At 69.9% G+C, this 16286-nt stretch carries 18 protein-coding genes; 6 read left to right on the top strand and 12 right to left on the bottom strand.

The genetic code is table 11. From position 1 onward, the window contains the following. Nucleotides 1-82: 82 nt before the first annotated feature. From QTI20_RS10980 to yjgA, 3 genes are all read right to left on the bottom strand, one after another. Nucleotides 83-1054 carry a TRAP transporter substrate-binding protein gene (locus QTI20_RS10980; RefSeq protein ID WP_286547932.1) on the bottom strand — a complete coding sequence of 324 codons (972 nt, stop codon included), beginning with the start codon at nucleotides 1052-1054 and terminating at the stop codon, nucleotides 83-85. A gap of 142 nt (nucleotides 1055-1196) precedes the next feature. Further along, on the bottom strand, nucleotides 1197-1802 hold the full coding sequence (mog, locus tag QTI20_RS10975; protein ID WP_286547934.1) for a molybdopterin adenylyltransferase: 606 nt from the start codon (nucleotides 1800-1802) through the stop codon (nucleotides 1197-1199). Then, the gene (gene yjgA / locus QTI20_RS10970; RefSeq protein WP_286547935.1) at nucleotides 1799-2455 is read right to left on the bottom strand and encodes a ribosome biogenesis factor YjgA; all 657 of its coding nucleotides are present in this window, start codon (nucleotides 2453-2455) and stop codon (nucleotides 1799-1801) included. The genes mog and yjgA overlap by 4 nt, the downstream gene beginning before the upstream one ends. A 69-nt stretch (nucleotides 2456-2524) precedes the next feature. Between yjgA and pmbA the strand changes: the two genes are divergently transcribed. The 5 genes from pmbA (at nucleotide 2525) to QTI20_RS10945 (ending at nucleotide 8164) form a co-directional block, all read left to right on the top strand. Next, a complete protein-coding gene (pmbA, locus tag QTI20_RS10965) occupies nucleotides 2525-3895 on the top strand; it encodes a metalloprotease PmbA (RefSeq protein ID WP_286547937.1) in 1371 nt (456 codons plus the stop codon). A 211-nt stretch (nucleotides 3896-4106) separates the two neighbouring features. After that, nucleotides 4107-4934, top strand: a complete 828-nt coding sequence (locus QTI20_RS10960) for an SDR family oxidoreductase (protein WP_286547938.1) — start codon at nucleotides 4107-4109, stop codon at nucleotides 4932-4934. Then, nucleotides 4934-6262, top strand: a complete 1329-nt coding sequence (locus QTI20_RS10955; protein ID WP_286547940.1) for a flavin-containing monooxygenase — start codon at nucleotides 4934-4936, stop codon at nucleotides 6260-6262. The genes QTI20_RS10960 and QTI20_RS10955 overlap by 1 nt, the downstream gene beginning before the upstream one ends. A 7-nt stretch (nucleotides 6263-6269) precedes the next feature. After that, a complete protein-coding gene (locus QTI20_RS10950) occupies nucleotides 6270-7172 on the top strand; it encodes a bile acid:sodium symporter family protein (RefSeq protein ID WP_286547941.1) in 903 nt (300 codons plus the stop codon). Then, complete coding sequence (locus QTI20_RS10945) at nucleotides 7169-8164, top strand: SDR family oxidoreductase (protein ID WP_286547942.1); 996 nt, start codon at nucleotides 7169-7171, stop codon at nucleotides 8162-8164. The genes QTI20_RS10950 and QTI20_RS10945 overlap by 4 nt, the downstream gene beginning before the upstream one ends. Here the strand turns inward: QTI20_RS10945 and QTI20_RS10940 are convergent. Then, nucleotides 8154-9056, bottom strand: a complete 903-nt coding sequence (locus QTI20_RS10940) for a LysR family transcriptional regulator (protein WP_286547944.1) — start codon at nucleotides 9054-9056, stop codon at nucleotides 8154-8156. The two genes, QTI20_RS10945 and QTI20_RS10940, sit on opposite strands and share 11 nt — an antisense overlap. A gap of 91 nt (nucleotides 9057-9147) precedes the next feature. On the opposite strand from QTI20_RS10940, the gene QTI20_RS10935 reads away from it, so the two are divergent. Then, complete coding sequence (locus QTI20_RS10935) at nucleotides 9148-9906, top strand: sulfite exporter TauE/SafE family protein (protein WP_286547945.1); 759 nt, start codon at nucleotides 9148-9150, stop codon at nucleotides 9904-9906. Between the two features lie 6 nt (nucleotides 9907-9912). Here the strand turns inward: QTI20_RS10935 and QTI20_RS10930 are convergent, their stop codons facing one another. The 8 genes from QTI20_RS10930 to ybiB all read right to left on the bottom strand — a co-directional run bounded on the left by QTI20_RS10930 (nucleotide 9913) and on the right by ybiB (nucleotide 16194). After that, a complete protein-coding gene (locus tag QTI20_RS10930) occupies nucleotides 9913-10380 on the bottom strand; it encodes an NUDIX domain-containing protein (RefSeq protein WP_219217941.1) in 468 nt (155 codons plus the stop codon). 2 nt (nucleotides 10381-10382) lie between these two features. Next, the gene (locus QTI20_RS10925; protein WP_286547948.1) at nucleotides 10383-10832 is read right to left on the bottom strand and encodes a GatB/YqeY domain-containing protein; all 450 of its coding nucleotides are present in this window, start codon (nucleotides 10830-10832) and stop codon (nucleotides 10383-10385) included. A gap of 108 nt (nucleotides 10833-10940) precedes the next feature. Next, nucleotides 10941-11153 (bottom strand): 30S ribosomal protein S21, encoded by a 213-nt coding sequence (gene rpsU, locus QTI20_RS10920; RefSeq protein WP_007833691.1) that lies wholly within the window; start codon nucleotides 11151-11153, stop codon nucleotides 10941-10943. A 146-nt stretch (nucleotides 11154-11299) separates the two neighbouring features. Next, the gene (locus QTI20_RS10915) at nucleotides 11300-12508 is read right to left on the bottom strand and encodes a BaiN/RdsA family NAD(P)/FAD-dependent oxidoreductase (protein WP_286547949.1); all 1209 of its coding nucleotides are present in this window, start codon (nucleotides 12506-12508) and stop codon (nucleotides 11300-11302) included. Next, a complete protein-coding gene (locus QTI20_RS10910) occupies nucleotides 12505-13287 on the bottom strand; it encodes a YaeF family permuted papain-like enzyme (RefSeq protein ID WP_286547950.1) in 783 nt (260 codons plus the stop codon). Before QTI20_RS10910 ends, QTI20_RS10915 begins: the two co-directional genes overlap by 4 nt. A 4-nt stretch (nucleotides 13288-13291) precedes the next feature. Beyond that, complete coding sequence (locus tag QTI20_RS10905; protein WP_286547951.1) at nucleotides 13292-14422, bottom strand: sterol desaturase family protein; 1131 nt, start codon at nucleotides 14420-14422, stop codon at nucleotides 13292-13294. Nucleotides 14423-14491: 69 nt separating this feature from the next. Then, complete coding sequence (gene cobA, locus QTI20_RS10900) at nucleotides 14492-15286, bottom strand: uroporphyrinogen-III C-methyltransferase (protein ID WP_286547953.1); 795 nt, start codon at nucleotides 15284-15286, stop codon at nucleotides 14492-14494. After that, nucleotides 15283-16194, bottom strand: coding sequence for a DNA-binding protein YbiB (ybiB, locus tag QTI20_RS10895; RefSeq protein WP_286547954.1), 912 nt, complete (start codon nucleotides 16192-16194; stop codon nucleotides 15283-15285). The genes cobA and ybiB overlap by 4 nt, the downstream gene beginning before the upstream one ends. Between the last annotated feature and the right edge of the window lie 92 nt (nucleotides 16195-16286).

Below are 16286 nucleotides of genomic sequence, written 5' to 3'. Positions count from 1 at the left end.
AAAGCCGTTCGAGAAAACAAAAAAGCCCGCCGGTTGCGCGGCGGGCCCCGAACCGTCCCGCGAAGGGACGGCGGCCCGAGCCTTACTTGACGTCGCGGATCTTGTCGAGGTTGGCCTTGCCGAACTGCTTCTCGAAGTCGGCATTGACCGGCGCCAGCATCGCCACGAACTTGGCCTTGTCGATGTTGTCGATCACGGTCATGCCCTGGGCGCGGAGTTCCTTCACGCCGTTGGCGTCGTCCTGGTCGACGCGGTCGCGGTTGGCCTTGACCGCCACCTTGGCGGCTTCGAGGAAGGCGGTCTTGTCGGCGGCGCCGAGCTTGTCGAAGGCGGCCTTGTTCATCACGAAGATGCAGGGCGAGTAGACATGGCCGGTCAGCGTCAGGTGCTTCTGCACCTGCGAGAACTTGGCCGACATGATCACCGGCAGCGGGTTCTCCTGGCCGTCGACCGTGCCCTGCTGGAGCGCGGTGAAGACCTCGGGGAAGGCCATCGGCGTGGTGATGATGCCCAGGCCCTTGTAGGCCGCGATGTGCACCGGGTTCTCCATGGTGCGCATCTTCAGGCCCTTGAGGTCCTCGGGCGCCTTCACGTCGCGCTTGCTGTTGGTCATGTGGCGGAAGCCGTTCTCGGCCCAGGCCAGCGCCTTGAAGCCCTTGGCGTCGAACTTGCCGAGCAGGTCCTGGCCGATCGGGCCGTCGAGCACCGCGCGCGCATGCGCCTTGTCGCGGAACAGGAAGGGCACGTCGAGGATCTTGGTCTCGGGCACGAAGTTGGGCACCGGGCCGGTCGACGAGAAGGCCAGTTCCTGCGTGCCCAGCTGCACCGCCTCGATCGACTCGCGCTCGCCGCCGAGCGCGCCGTTGTAGAAGGTCTCGACCTTGTAGCGGCCGTTGGTGCGGGCCGCGACTTCCTTGGCAAAGGTGTCGATCGCCACGCCCTGGTGCGAGTTCTGTGCCGTCGAGATGCTGATCTTCATCGTGGTCTGCGCGAATGCGGCGCAGGCCATGCCCATTCCCAGAACCAGGCCGGCGGCCAGACGGGTCAACTTCATGCGGTGTCTCCTGTGATTGAAAGACTGCAGGACGGGCTTTCCCCGGTATGCAGGCAGTCGACGACTATGCCCCACGCTGCTGCACTGCAGCGTCGGGATTTGTACGGGGAGAAGACACCTTTGCAGGCGCCTTGGAGACAGTTCAGGCCGCGCGCGTGGGCCGGATCGCCGATTTGGGCCGGAAGGCCTTGCACACCGTGTCGTCGGTTTCCAGGTACGGACCGCCGATCAGGTCGATGCAGTAGGGCACGGCCGCGAAGATGCCGGGCACGGCCTGCGAGCCGTCGGCGTTCTTCAGGCCCTCGAGCGTCTCGGCGATGGCCTTGGGCTGGCCGGGCAGGTTGAGGATCAGGCTGCGCTCGCGCACCACCGCCACCTGGCGCGAGAGGATCGCGGTCGGCACGAAGCGCAGGCTGATCTGGCGCATCTGCTCGCCGAAGCCGGGCATCTCCTTGTGCGCCACGGCCAGCGTGGCCTCGGGCGTGACGTCGCGCAGCGCGGGGCCGGTGCCGCCGGTGGTCAGCACCAGCGAACAGCCGGCGTCGACCAGCTCGATCAGCGTGGCGCTGATGCCGGCCTGCTCGTCGGGGATCAGCCGGGCTTCGAAGTCGATCGGGTTGCGCAGCGCGCGGCTCAGCCAGTCTTTCAGCGCGGGCAGGCCCTTGTCCTCGTACACGCCGCCCGAGGCGCGGTCGCTCACCGAGACGATGCCGATGCGCACCGGCGCCAGGGCCGTGCTGTCGGTCATGCGTCGCGCGCCTGCGATTCCTCGCCGGCTTCGGTGGCGCGGTCGTCGCCGCCGTGGACGGAGAGCTGGGCGCGCACCAGCTGGAAGATCTCGCGGTAGGCCTTGCCCTGGCGCGGGGCCTCGCCGGGCTTGCCGGCCTTGAGGTCCTTGCGGGCCTGGCGCACCAGGGCGCGCAGCTGCTGGCTGTCGGTGTCGGGGTGGGTCTCGATCCAGCCGCCCAAGGAATCGTCGTCGGCGATCAGCTGGTCGCGCCAGCGCTCGGCCTCGTGCAGCACCGCGATGTCCTCAGCCGGGCCGCGGTGCTGCTCGTCGAGCGCGGTGCGCACCGCGTCGAGCACGCCCGGGTCCTGCAGGCGCATCAGCTTGCCGATGAACTGCATCTGGCGGCGCTTGCCTTCGAAATTGGTGATGCGGCGGGCCTCGATGACGGCGTCGCGCAGCTTTTCGCCGATCGGGAGCTTGTCGAACAGGCCGGCGCGCAGGTCGAGCAGGTCTTCGCCGAGCTTCTGCAGCTCGGCGCTTTCACGCTTGAGGTCGGTCTTGCTGGCGTCGTCGGTGCCCTTGAGCTCGCGTTTGAGCTGAAGATCGAGCTCGCTGCCTTCTGCAACGAACTCTCCACGGACGAAATAGCCTTTTTTGGGTTTGCGGGACATGCGTGAATCCTGGGCCGCAAAGGACCGCGCGATAAGAAAACTGGGGGCGACAAGTATCATAGCCAACACATGACGACATCCTCCACGCGCCCCGCGTCCGGCTTTGCCTACAGCCGCTCCTTCTTCGAAGACCTGGTCGACTCGGCCTTGGCCCATGCCAAGAAGCTCGGCGCCACCAACGCCGGGGCCGAGGCCTCCGAAGGCTGCGGCCTGAGCGTCTCGGTGCGCAAGGGCGAGCTCGAGAACGTCGAGCGCAACCGCGACAAATCCCTGGGCATCACCGTCTACGTCGGCAACCGCCGCGGCAACGCCAGCACCTCCGACTTTTCCGGCGCCGCCATCGAGCAGACCGTGCAGGCGGCCTACGACATCGCGCGCTTCACCGCCGAAGACCCGGTCGCCGGCCTGCCCGACGAGGCCGACATCGTGCGCGAGCAGCCCGACCTCGACCTGTTCCACCCCTGGGACATCGACAGCGAGGGCGCCGCGAAGCTGGCGCTCGAGTGCGAGGCCGCCGCCCTGTCGACCGACAAGCGCATCACCAACAGCGAGGGCGCGGGCGTCTCGGCCCAGCAGAGCCACTTCTTCAGCGCCCACACCCACGGTTTCCGGGGCGGCTATGCCAGCTCGCGCCACTCGATCTCGGTCGCCCCGATCGCCGGCAAGGGCAACGACATGCAGCGCGACGCCTGGTACAGCTCGATGCGCTCGGCCGACGAACTGGCCAGCCCGCAGGCCGTGGGCCGCTATGCGGCCGAACGCGCGCTGTCGCGCCTGAAGTCGCGCAAGATCAAGACCACCGAGTGCCCGGTGCTGTTCGAGTCGCCGCTCGCGGCCGGCCTGCTGGGCGGCCTGGTGCAGGCCACCAGCGGCGGCGCGCTCTACCGCAAGAGCACTTTCCTGCTCGACTCGCTGGGCAAGCCGGTGCTGCCCGATCACATCGATGTGACCGAAGACCCGCACCTGCCGCGCGGCAAGGGCAGCGCGCCCTTCGACGACGAAGGCGTGACCACGCGGGCGCGCAAGGTGGTCGACGCCGGCCGGCTCGAGGGCTATTTCCTCAGCACCTATTCGGCACGCAAGCTGGGCATGAAGACCACCGGCAACGCCGGCGGCTCGCACAACCTGGTGCTGAGCTCGCGCCTGACCAAGGCCGGCGACGACCTCGACGAGATGCTGCGCAAGCTGGGCACCGGCCTGTTCGTGATCGAACTCATGGGCCAGGGCGTGAACTACGTGACCGGCGACTACTCGCGCGGCGCCAGCGGCTTCTGGGTCGAGAAGGGCCGCATCGCGTTCCCGGTGCAGGAGATCACCATCGCCGGCAACCTCAAGGACATGCTGATGGGCATCCAGGCCGTGGGCGCCGACACTTACAACTACGGTGCCAAGACCACGGGCTCGCTGCTGATCAACCGCATGAAGGTCGCCGGCTCCTGAGCCGGGCCGGGCGCGCCGGCACGCGCCCCACCGCATAAGCAAACACGCTCGCGTTGTTTGCGCGCGCGTGCATCCGTGGTCCGATGCGGGCGCCGCGCGATCCGCTCGTTTCGACGGGACGCGCCAGCAAGGGGAAATGCCAGGGGTTGCACTGCATCGCCGCGGCTAAAGTGATTCGGTCTTCGCCACTCGGCGCCCGCGCCGCCCGCCTGTGACTTCGCCACCGCCGCCGTTTCGCAACGTTGTTCTCACGGGAGCCTGCGGAGGCCTGGGCCAGGCCCTGGCGCGTGAACTGATCGCCAGCGGCGCCCAGGTGGCGTTGGTCGGTCTCGATCGCGGCCGGCTCGTCGCACTGGCCGCGCTGGCGCCCGCGCGCTGCGCGACCTACACACCCGACGTGTCGCAGGGCGAGCCCATGCAGGCCATGGCCGCCGACTGGATGGGGCGCCACGGCGTGCCCGACCTGGTGATCGCCAATGCGGGGGTCGCGGGCGGCTACGACACGGCAGAGGCCGACGACCTGGCGGTGCTGCGCCGCATGCTGGAGATCAACCTGCTGGGCGCGGCCACCACCTTCCAGCCCTTCCTGTCCGCGATGCGCGCGCAGCGGCGCGGCGCGTTGGTCGGGGTGGCCAGCATCGCGGGCTGGCGCGGCATGCCGGGCAACGGCGCCTATTGCGCGAGCAAGGCCGGCCTGATCCGCTACCTCGAGAGCCTGCGCGCCGAACTGCGCGGCACGGGCGTCTCGGTGCACACCGTCAGCCCCGGCTACATCCGCACCGCGCTCACGGCCGGCAACCGCTTCGCGATGCCGGGACTGCTCGAGGCCGACACGGCCGCGCGGCAATTGCTGGCCGGCGTGCGCGCGGGCCGCGAGCAGATCGTGCTGCCGCGCCGCATCGGCTGGCTGTCACGCGCGCTGGGCCTGCTGCCCGACACCCTGCACGACCGCCTGCTGCGGGCCCAGCCGCGCAAGCCCCGCGTGGGCGAGGCCGGCGCCACCGCCATTCCGGGTCTCTCGAAGGAACCACCGCCCTGATGTCCGCCACCGAACCGACCCATGAACAGATCGCGCTGATCGGCGCCGGCCCCTCGGGCCTGGCCGGCGCACGCAACCTCCAGAAACACGGCGTGCCCTTCCAGGGCTTCGAAGCCCACAGCGACGTGGGCGGCCTCTGGGACATCGACAACCCGCGCTCCACGGTCTACCACTCGGCCCACCTGATCTCGAGCAAGCGCACCACCGAGTTCGCCGAGTTCCCGATGGCCGACGGCGTGGCCGACTACCCGAGCCACCGCGAACTGCGGCGCTACTTCAGCGACTTCGCCGACCGCTTCGAACTGCGCGAGCATTTCCGCTTCAACACGCGCGTGCTCAACGTCGAACCCGTGAGCGAGGCGCCCGACACCCGCTGGCGCGTGAGCGTGGATGCGGGCGACGGCCGGGTCGAGACCGCAGAGTACAAGGGCGTGGTGATCGCCAACGGCACGCTGGCCGAGCCCAAGCGGCCGAAGTTCGAGGGCCGCTTCGACGGCGAATTGCTGCACACCAGCGACTACAAGCACCCCGAGCTGTTCAAGGGCAAGCGCGTGCTGATCGTGGGCGCCGGCAATTCGGGCTGCGACATCGCGGTCGATGCGGTGCACTACGCCCGGAGCGTCGACCTGTCGGTGCGGCGCGGCTACTACTTCGTGCCCAAGTACGTGTTCGGCAGGCCGGCCGACACGCTGGGCGGCAAGCGGCCGCTGCCGGCCTGGCTCAAGCAGCGGGTCGACGCGACCGTGCTCAAGTGGTTCACCGGCGACCCGGTGCGCTTCGGCTTTCCCAAGCCCGACTACCGGATGTACGAGTCGCACCCGGTGGTGAACTCGCTGGTGCTGCACCACGTGGGCCACGGCGACATCGGCGTGCGCGCCGACATCGCACGGCTGGCTGGCCGCACGGTGCACTTCAAGGACGGCAGCGCACGCGACTACGACCTGATCCTCGCGGCCACCGGCTATGCGCTGCACTATCCCTTCATCAAGCGCGAGCTGCTCGAGTGGCAGGGCATGGCGCCCCGGCTGTACCTCAACATCTTCTCGCCGCGCTTCGAGAACATCGCGGTGCTCGGCATGATCGAGGCCAGCGGGATCGGCTGGCAGGGGCGCTACGAGCAGGCCGAGCTGGTGGCGCGCTGGTTCCGCGCGCGGGCCGCGGACTCGCCCAAGGCCTGCACCCTGCGCGCGGCGGTGCAGGGGCCGCCACCCGACCTGTCGGGCGGCTTCAAGTACCTGCAGCTCGAGCGCATGGCCTATTACGTCCACAAGGACACGTACCGCGCGGCCGTGCGCGAGGCCTCGGCGATGCTCGCCCTGCCGGAGTGAGGACGCCATGCTGCCCGTCGACGAGATCCGCCTGAACTTCAATCCCGCCTCGCTGCTGCTGCTCAACGCGGTGCTGGGCTTCCTGATGTTCGGCATCGCGCTGGACACCCGCATCGAGGACTTCAAACGCGTGGCGCGCATGCCCGGCGCGATGGCCGTGGGCATCGGCGCGCAGTTCGTCGTGCTGCCGGCCGTGACCTTCGCGCTCACGCTGCTGCTGCAGCCCGGACCCAGCATCGCGCTGGGCATGATCCTCGTGGCCTGCTGCCCGCCGGGCAACATCTCGCAGATCCTCACGCACCGCGCGGGCGGCAACGTGGCGCTGTCGGTGTCGATGACCGCGATCTCGAACGCGCTGTCGATCGTGCTGATGCCGCTCAACTTCGCGTTCTGGGGCGGCCTGCATCCCACGGCCTCGGCACTGCTCAAGACCATCGCGCTCGACCCCCTGGACATGCTGGGCCACATCGTGATGATCATCGGCATCCCCTTCGTGCTGGGCGTGGCCTGCGCGCACCGCTTTCCCGCGCTCACCGCGCGCATCAAGAAGCCGGCGCGCCTCCTGAGCTTCCTGGCGCTGATCGCCTTCATCGTGGGCGCGATCGCGGGCAACTGGCGCTACTTTCTCGACTACGTGGGGCTGGTGCTGCTGGCGGTGGTGATCCACGACGCGCTGGCCTTCGGCACCGGCTACCTCTGCGCGCGGCTCGCGGGGCTGGCCGACTACGACCGGCGCGCGGTGGCGATCGAGGTCGGCATCCGCAACGCGGGGCTCGGGCTGGTGCTGATCTTCAGCTTCTTCGGCGGCCTGGGCGGCATGGCGGTGGTGGCCGGCGTCTGGGGCTTCTGGGACATCATCGCGGGCCTGGCGCTCGCGAGCTGGTGGGGGCGCAAGCCGGTGCAGCCATGAGCGACGCACAAGGCTGGATCGCACGGCGCGTGCTCGTGACGGGCGGCGACGGTTTCCTGGGCCGCGGCGTGCTGGCCGCGCTCGCCGGGGCTTCGCTCGAATGCCTGGTCGCGCTCGACGTGCGCGAGGTGCCGGCCGAGCGCCGGCGGCCGGGCGTGCGCTACCTGCAGCAGGACGTGCGCGACCTGGGCATCGCCGACACGCTGGCCGCGCACGCCATCGACACGGTCGTGCATCTGGCCTCCATCGTCACGCCGGGCCAGGGCTCGGACCGGGCCTTCGAGCATTCGGTGGACGTGGGCGGCACGCGCAACGTGCTCGCGGCCTGCGTGGCGCAGGGCGTGCGGCACCTGGTGGTGTCGTCGAGCGGTGCGGCCTACGGCTACCACGCCGACAACCCGGACTGGATCGACGAGTCGCAGCCGCTGCGCGGCAACCCGGTGTTCGCCTATGCCGACCACAAGCGCCAGGTCGAGGAACTGCTGGCCGAGGCCCGCGTGCAGCATCCGGCGCTGGCGCAGACGGTGCTGCGCATCGGCACCATCCTGGGCGAGCGGGTCGACAACCAGATCACCGCGCTGTTCGAGAAGAAGCGGCTGATCGCGATCCGCGGCAGCGCCAGCCCCTTCGTCTTCGTCTGGGACGAGGACGTGACCGGCGCCATCACGCATGCACTGCGAGGGGCGCCGCCCGGTTGCTACAACCTCGCGGGCGACGGCGCGCTCACGATCCACGAGATCGCGGCCCGGCTGGGCAAGCGTGCGATCGGTTGGCCGGCGGGCCTGCTCCAGGCCGCGCTGGCCGTGGGCTCGGCGCTCGGGGTGAGCCGCTACGGGCCCGAGCAGCTCGACTTCCTGCGCTACCGGCCGGTGCTGCGCAACAGCGCGCTCAAGCAGCGCTTCGGCTATGTGCCGCGCAAGACCAGCGCCGAGGCCTTCGACGCCTTCGTGGCGGCGCGTGCGCGCCAGGGGCGGCCGGTCGTCAGGGCGTAGCGGCCGGCGGCGGCGCGATCAGGTGCTCGAGCATGCGCCGCGCGTTGAGCGGCAGGTCCTGCGACGAGCGCACGCAGGCCATCAACGTGCGCTCGGCCCAGGGCTCGGCCAGCGCGGCATGGGCGATCTTCATCGTGCGCGCGCAGCGCTCGGCCGCGGCCTGCGGCACGATGCCCACGCCGATGCCGTAGGCCACCATGCGGCACACCGCCTCGAAGTGGCCCGCGCGCACCCGGTAGGCCAGGTGCTTGCCGAGCGCGCGCGCATGCAGCGTGACCAACTGCGTGAGCGCGCTGTCGGCGGGCAGGCCCACGAATTCGCTGTCGACCACCTCGGCCAGCTGCACGCGTTTGCGCCGGGCCAGCGCGTGGCCGGGCGGCATCACCAGCACCAGGTCGTCGCGGCGGAAGGGGTGGCATTCGAGGCCCTCGGTGTCGATCGCGTCCGAGACGATGCCGATGTCGCACAGCCCCGCGCGCAGCCCGTCGACGGCCTCGGGGCTGGGCCGTTCCTCGAGGTCCACCGAGATGCGCGGGTGCTGTGCGAGGAAGCGGCTCAGCACCTCGGGCAGGTGCTCGCTGAGCGCCGAGGTACCGCACATGAGCCGCACATGGCCCTTGAGGCCCTGGCCGTACTCGCCCAGTTCGCCGCGCAGCCGGGCCATCTGCTGCAGCACGACACGTGCATGGTGCAGCAGCGTGCGGCCGGCCTCGGTGGGGCGCACGCCCTGCGCATGGCGCGTGAGCAGCGGCGTGCCCAGCACCGCTTCCATGCCGCGCACGCGCTGGCTGGCCGAGGCCAGCGTCATGTGCGAGCGCTCGGCGCCGGCCGTCAGGCTGCCGGCCTCGACCACGTGGAGGAAGAGCTGCAGGTCGGTCAGGTCGAATCGCATGGGAACTCCGGGAGGGCCTCAGTCTGTGCCTGAGGCCGGGTGCGCAAGAGCCGCATTTTCAACCGCCGCGCCGGCCGGCAGACTGCAGGCCATGACGAATCCAAACGAACTGGCCCTGAGCCACTGGGCCGCCACCGCCGCCGTCTTCATGCTGGCCGGCGCGATCAAGGGCGTGGTGGGCCTCGGGCTGCCGACCGTCTCGATGGCGCTGCTCGCGCTGTGGATGGTGCCGGCACGCGCGGCCGCGCTGCTGGTGGTGCCCTCGCTGCTCACCAACCTCTGGCAGACCGGGCCGCGCGAAAGCTTCAGGGCGGTGTGGCGCCGCATCGCCGGCATGCAGGCGGGCGTGGTGGTGGGCACCCTGGGCGGCTCGCTGTACTTCGGCGTGCCGGCCGGCGCCTGGGCCTCGCTGGCGCTGGGCGTGGCGCTGATGGTCTATGCGCTCTGGGGACTCACCGGGCGGCAGCTGCATGTGAGCCCGGCGCGGGCGCGCTGGCTGGGGCCGCTGGTGGGCGTGGCCACGGGCGTGGTGACCTCGTTGACGGGGGTGTTCGCGGTGCCGGCCGTGCCCTATCTGCAGGCGCTGGGCTTCGAGCGCGATTCGCTGATCCAGGCGATGGGCATTTCCTTCACCACCTCGACCGTGGTGCTGGCCATCGGGCTGGCGGGCAATGGCGGGCTGCCGGTGGCCGCGCTGGGCGGCTCCTTCGCGATGCTGGTGCCGGCCATCGTCGGCATGGTGCTGGGCACCTGGCTGCGCAAGCGCCTGTCGGTGGCGCTGTTCAAGCGCTGCTTCCTGATCGGGCTGGCGCTGCTGGGGCTCTACATGGCGGTGCGCGCCATGGCCTGATGGGTTTCAGGCGGCCGGTTGCAGCAGCGCGGCGCGCGCGCGCTCGATGGTCTGGCGGTAGGGCAGGGCGAAGCGCTCGAGCGTGTCCTCGGCCGCAAGCCAGCGGAAGGCGAACACCAGGCCGTCTTCCTCGGGGCTGCCGCTGGCCGTGTGCTCGAAGGTCTCGGGCAGCGGCTGCTCGGCACGCATCAGGAACAGGTGCCAGAGCTGCGCGTGGCGGTGGGTGTTGCCCTCGACGCCGGCTTCGCAGCGGCGCGCCAGCGTGCCCAGCGATTCCAGCGCGCCGGTGTGGGCGATGCCCGATTCCTCGAGCAGCTCGCGCCGCACCGCAGCCTCGGGCGATTCGCCGGGCTCGATCGTGCCCTTGGGCAGCTGCATGTTGCCGTCCTCGGGATGGCGGAACACCAGCAGCCGGCCCCGTGCGTCGACCAGGCAGGCGCAGGCCTTGGGAATCGGGGCGCGGCGGCTGGGCATGTTCAGGCGCCGGCCAGTGCGGCCTTGACCGCGGCGCTGACCTGGCCCATGTCGGCCTTGCCGGCGAGCTGGGTCTTCACGGCGCCCATCACCTTGCCCATGTCGCCCGGGCCCTTGGCACCCAGCTGTTCGACGATGGCCTTCACGGCGACGGTGACTTCCTCGGCGCTCATGCGCTGCGGCAGGTAGACCTCGAGCACCTTGATCTCGGCGGCTTCCTTGTCGGCCAGGTCGGTGCGGCCGCCGGTGGTGAAGGCGGCGATGGAGTCCTTGCGCTGCTTGACCATCTTGTCGACGATGGCCACGACCATGGCGTCGTCGAGTTCCACGCGCTCGTCGACTTCCTTCTGCTTGAGGGCGGCCAGCAGCAGACGGATGGTGGCCAGGCGTTCGGCGTCCTTGGCCCGCATCGCGGTCTTCATGTCTTCGGTGATCTGTTCCTTGAGGCTCATGGCGTTCTTCCTTCTTTTCGTGGACGTTGTCGTCGTTCGGCAAAACAAAAAGCCGCGGCAGGTCTCCCCGGCGCGGCTCGTGCTGCTGGCGTGGCCAGCCAGCGCTGCTTAGTACAGCTTCTTGGGGAGCTGCATGCTGCGCACGCGCTTGTAGTGGCGCTTGACCGCAGCAGCCTTCTTGCGCTTGCGCTCGGCCGTCGGCTTCTCGTAGAACTCGCGAGCGCGCAGGTCGGTCAGCAGGCCGAGCTTTTCGATGGTGCGCTTGAAGCGACGCAGGGCAACGTCGAAGGGCTCGTTTTCTTTAACGCGAATGGTGGTCATGAATGATTCGTTGAACTGAAGTTGGCCGGGGGAGATCGAGGCCCCAGGCCGGGGTTCCTCAACTGAAGGTTTTTGCGGCCGTTGAGGGAGGGCCAAAGTTAGCCGGAAATTATAGCACTGCCCAGGCTCGGCGCACTTCGTGCCGCTCAGAGCGCCTCGGCGCAGGCGTTGGCGCTGGCCCAGGCCCACTGGAAGTTGTAACCGCCCAGCCAGCCGGTGACGTCGACGGTCTCGCCGATGAAGTGCAGACCGGGTTGCTTCGACTCCAGGGTCTGGGACGACAGCGCGCGCGTGTCGACGCCGCCGGCCGTGACTTCGGCCTTCTTGTAACCCTCGGTGCCGTTGGGCGTGATCTGCCAGCGCGCGATGCGTTCGGCCAGCTGGGCCAGCGAGCGGTCGGCCGCCTCGTTGACCGGGCGCTGCAGCGCGGGATCGTCGCCGACCCAGGCGTCGGCCAGGCGCGAGGGCACCAGCGTGGCGAGCTCGTTGGCGATGCGCTTGCGCGAGCGCGCCTTGGCCTCGCCCAGCGCGGCGGCAATGTCGGTGCCGGGCGCGAAGTCGATGCGCAGCGGCGCGCCTTCGCGCCAGTAGCTGGAGATCTGCAGCACCGCCGGGCCCGACAGGCCGCGGTGGGTGAACAGCAGGTCCTCGAGGAAGACCATGCGTTCCTTCTTCGCGCCGGTCTCGATCTGCACCGGCAGCGCCAGTCCGGCCAGCGAGGCATATGGTGCCCAGCCTTCGCCGGCGAAGGTGAGCGGCACCAGCGCCGGCCGTGGCTCGACCACGCGCAGGCCGAACTGGCGCGCGATCCGGTAGCCGAAGTCGCTCGCGCCCAGCTGCGGGATCGACAGCCCGCCGGTCGCGATGACCAGCCGCGGCGCCTCGGCCGGGCCGCGGTCGGTCTCGAGCCGGTAGCGCCCGCCGTCGTCGGGCGTGTGGGTCACGCCGCGCACCGCGCAGGGCTGCCAGCGCGTGACGCCGCCCGCAGCGCACTCGGCCAGCAGCATGTCGATGATCTGCTGCGAGGGCCCGTCGCAGAACAGCTGGCCCTTGTGCTTCTCGTGGTACGCGATGCCATGGCGTTCGATCAGCGCGACGAACTGCTGCGGCGTGTAGCGCGACAGCGCCGAGCGGCAGAAGTTGGGGTTCTCGCCCACGAAATGCTTCTGCGGCGCGCGCGGGTCGAGGTCGCGGTTGGTGAAGTTGCAACGGCCGCCGCCGGAGATGCGGATCTTCTCGGCGATGCGCTCGCTGTGGTCGATGAGCAGCACGCGGCGGCCGCGCTGGCCGGCCTGCGCGGCGCAGAAGAGCCCCGCGGCGCCAGCGCCGATGATGATGGCGTCGAAGAAGTTCAACGGGAGGTGGCGCCGTCGGCGGTGATCACCGGCGGCGGGTTGTATTTGAGGTGGCCCACGTAGCGCAAAGGTTGGGTGGAGGGAATCGAGGGCACGTCGCCCTCGCGCATGTGCAGCAGGTCGGCCGGGCTGACCCAGCGCGGGTCGGCCGTGGTCACGGGCAGGCCGGCCTGGTTGTAGGCCTCGAGCACGAACTGCGAGCAGAAGAACTGGTCGTTGCGGCTGCCGCCGAGCTGCACCATCGCGAAGCCGCGCAGGCAGAACTCGCGCGCCGGGCCCGGGATCAGCGGCAGCTCGCAGATCCGGCGGTTCAGCACGAAGGGGGCGTTGAGCATCACGCCGACGGTGTTGTAGTCGGTGCCGACCTGGGCCAGCGCCCAGGCGCGCAGGCGCTCAGCATGGGCGGCGTCCATGCCCGGATGGCGGAAGGCGACCACCATCTGCTCTTCGTCCACGACTTCCGCGATGGAGCGCGAACGCACGCCGTCGCCCACCGCTTCGGCGATCCGGCCGTCGCCCAGGTAGACCACCGCATGGCTCACCGGCGAGAAGGTGCCCAGGCGGATGCCGAAGGAGCCCAGCGTGGCGACCGAGGTCAGCAGGATGTCGCCCGGCTCGAGCGCGGCCGGCGTGACGAGCTCGCCGCCGTTGCCCGGTGCGATGACCGAGCTCTGGACGTTGAGCCGCGGCAGGCCGCCGTCGGGCGAGGCCTCGAAGCGCGAGGCGCAGCCGGCCATCAGCAGCGCGGCCCCGAGGGCGAGCAGGCGTGCGGCGATCACCGGCTCAGCCCTTCCACACGAAGGGAAACTTGAGCTGCTTGAAGAAGCCGTTGGGCACGTAGTCGCCCAGCACGCCGTACTTCTCGGGCCAGAGCCGGGTGCTCTTCACCGCCGTGCCGAACAGGTAGTCGAGGAAGGCATAGTGCGCCGCGTAGTTCTTGTCCAGCGCCTCGACGTCCTGGCTGTGGTGCCAGTGGTGGAAGTTGGGCGTGACGATCACGTAGCGCAGCGGGCCCAGCCGCACGCTCACGTTGCAGTGGTTGAACACCGCCTGGAAGCCCACCACCACGATGTAGGCGTCGATCACTTCCTTGCTGAAGCCCAGCACGTAGATCGGCGCCAGCACCAGCGTGCGCGTGATCAGCAGCTCGAGGATGTGCTGGCGCGAGCCGGCCATCCAGTCCATGCTCTTCACGCTGTGGTGCACCGCGTGCAGGCGCCAGAGCACCGGCACCTCGTGGTAGGCGCGGTGGGTCCAGTACTGCACCAGGTCGGCCACGAGGATGATGAGCAGGATGCCGGCCCAGAAGGGCAGGTTGCCGACCCAGCCGCGGATGCCGTCGTTGGCGGCCCAGCCGAACAGCTTGTGGACCAGCAGGTTGGTCGCGAGCAGCACGAAGCCCACGATCATGTGGTTGACCACGAAGTGGTGGAAGTCGGTCTGCCACTCCTCGCGGAACACCGGCTGGTCCCTGCGCAGCGCGAACAGCTTCTCGATGAAGATGAAGATCAGCGCCGAGCCCAGCAGGTCGAGGATGAACCAGTCGAGGCCGATGTAGGGCGTGTTGTCGGCGAAGTCGTTGACCGGCACCTTGTGGCCGCCCAGCAGCGCCGCCGCCACGATCAGCAGGAAGGCCGCCGACGACAGCCAGCGCGAGCGGTTGAACACGATGTTGACCAGCGACAGCCCGCCCGCCACCACCATCGCCACCAGCAGGATGGTGCGCATGATGTCGACGTTGTAGCTGCGCCGCAGCTCGGGCGTGGTCAGGTACTGCGGGAAGTGGAAGGCCAGCACGCCCAGGAAGCACAGGATGCCCAGGCTCAGCGCGATGGTGCCCGTGACCAGGCCGCGGCCGCGCTGCAGCTGGCCGTGGCTTTCGGTGAATTCGTTGAGTTTGTCGAGTTCCAGCATCTCGCCCCCGGGATTGTTGTTGTGGGAAGAGGGCGGATTCTAGGGCGGCCGGCCTGGCCGGGCGGGTGCTCAGCCGACGCCGCGATGCGGTCCCGCGTCGGCGGACATGCCCGCGGCCTGCAGCCCGAGCAGCACGTCGCCCACCACGATCACCGCCGGGCTGCCCAGGCCCGCATCGGCCATGTCGCGCGACAGCCGCTCGAGCGTGGTCGCGATGTGGCGCTGCCGCGGCAGGCTCGCATGCTGGATCACGGCCACCGGCGTGGTCGCGGGCAGTCCCTGCAGCAGCTCGCGCTCGATGTGGGCCGCGCCCGCCACGCCCATGTAGATCACCAGCGTGAGCCGGGCGTTGTGCACGGTGGCGGCCAGGCCGCGCCAGTCGGTCGGGTCGTGGGCGTCGACACCGGTCTTGGCATGGCCAGTCACGAAGACCACGCCCTGGGCGTGGTCGCGGTGCGTGAGCGGCACGCCCAGCGCGGTCACGGCGGCCAGGCCGGCCGTGATGCCGTTGACCACGGTGCATTCGATGCCGGCTTCGCGCAGGTGCTCCACCTCCTCGCCGCCGCGGCCGAAGATGAAGGGGTCGCCGCCCTTGAGCCGCACCACGGTCTCGCCTTCGCGCACCGCGGTGATCATGAGCTTCTCGATGAAGGCCTGCGGCGTGCTCTTGCAGCCGCCGCGCTTGCCCACGTGCACGATGCGCGCGCCGGGCCGCGCATGGGCCAGGATCGCGTCGTTCACCAGGTCGTCGACGAACAGCACGGTCGCGGCCTGGATGGCCTTGACCGCCTTGAGCGTCAGCAGTTCGGGGTCGCCGGGGCCGGCGCCGACCAGGGTGCAGCGGCCGGTGAGAAAGGAGTTCATGCGTGGGCTGCCAGTGTCTTGATGTGTTCGACCTGTACCGCGATCGCCTCGGGCAGCGGCAGTTCGCCCGCCAGCACGCGCTGCGTGTAGCGCACGGTCGTCTCGATGTCGATCTCGGCCGGCAGGCCCGGCACCTCGCTCAACGTGCCGGGCTGCTGGGCCTGAAGCTCCTGCCGCTCGCCGCGCAGGTAGCCGTCGATCTGCGCGGTGCGGCGCGGGTCCGAGACCACCTCGCCCTCGAGTCCGCGCGAGAGCAGGGCGGTGGTGCCGGTGAGCGTGAAGGTCTCGCCCATCACCGTGGCGTAGGCCGGATGGGTGTAGCTGGCCACCACCACGCAGGGGCCGGTCGTGGGCCGCATCAGCTTGACCACGCTGTGGCCCGGGTTGCGCAGGCCGACCACGCGGCGCACGTCGAGCAGCCGCTTGAGCGCGGGGTTGAGCAACGCGGTCGGCGCGAAGCCGACCTCGCCGTCGGCGATCGGCCGCACCGTGTCGAGCGCATGCACGCCGAGCCCGGCGAGCACGTTCGAGGCCAGCACCCGGCTCGATTCGCTGGCGCTGGCGCTGCCGTGCACCAGCACCGGCAGGCCTTCGCGCGCCAGCAGCAGGGCCAGCAGGGGCGTGAGCACCGGCAGCTTGCGCGCGCCGTTGTAGCTGGGCAGCACGACCAGCGCGCGGCCCGGCACCGGGAAATGGTGCAGCCGTGCGTGGGTGGCATCGAGGAAGCCGGCCATCTCCTCGGGCGTCTCGCCCTTGATGCGCATGGCCAGGCAGAAGCCGCCGAGCTCGAGGTCGCTGACCGTGCCGTCGAGCACTTGGCCGAACAGATCGGCCGATTGCGCGCGCGTGAGCGGCTTGGCGCCTCGCGCGCCGCGGCCGATTTCCTTGATGTATTGACTGATTCCCATGGGTGTGGGGATTGTCCAGCAAGACTTATGCCGCAGCGCGCAGTTGCTTATGCCCTGGTGCCCATAAATGAAAAAGCCACCGCGGACGGTGG

Source organism: Variovorax sp. J2P1-31, assembly GCF_030317215.1.
Lineage (GTDB): Bacteria > Pseudomonadota > Gammaproteobacteria > Burkholderiales > Burkholderiaceae_C > Variovorax.
Note: the sequence above shows the minus strand (reverse complement) of the source record. Positions and strands in the feature narration are given on the sequence as shown.